Below are 542 nucleotides of genomic sequence, written 5' to 3'. Positions count from 1 at the left end.
GCAGTGGCCACCCCCACCGGCCCGCAAAAAATGACGCCTTCCGAAGCGTTCGTGGAAACCCTGGCCGCCAATGGCGTGACCGACATGTTCGGCATCATGGGCTCGGCCTTCATGGACCCGATGGACATCTTCGCCCCGGCCGGCATCCGTTTGATTCCCGTGGTGCACGAACAGGGCGCCGGCCACATGGCTGACGGCTATGCCCGCGTCTCGGGCCGCCACGGCGTGGTCATCGGCCAGAACGGCCCCGGCATCAGCAATTGCGTCACGGCGATTGCCGCCGCCTACTGGGCGCACACCCCGGTCGTCATCATCACGCCGGAAACGGGCACGATGAGCATGGGCCTGGGCGGCTTCCAGGAAGCGAACCAGTTGCCGATGTTCGAGGAATTTACGAAATATCAAGGCCACGTCACCAATCCGGCCCGCATGGCGGAATTTACGGGCCGCTGCTTTGACCGCGCCATGTCGGAAATGGGCCCGACGCAACTGAACATCCCGCGCGACTATTTCTATGGCGAAATCAAGGCCGAAATCCCCAA

1 protein-coding gene is annotated in these 542 nt (G+C 63.1%); it reads left to right on the top strand.

Features of this window, described 5'->3' with window-relative positions; translation table 11 throughout:
• Positions 1 to 3: 3 nt before the first annotated feature.
• On the top strand, positions 4 to 542 hold a 539-nt coding region (locus ACP7DW_RS28685; protein WP_426057774.1), incomplete at its 3' end, for a thiamine pyrophosphate-binding protein.

The organism is Janthinobacterium sp. PSRC1-1, assembly GCF_049897525.1.
Lineage (GTDB): Bacteria > Pseudomonadota > Gammaproteobacteria > Burkholderiales > Burkholderiaceae_D > Janthinobacterium > Janthinobacterium tructae.
Note: the sequence above shows the minus strand (reverse complement) of the source record. Positions and strands in the feature narration are given on the sequence as shown.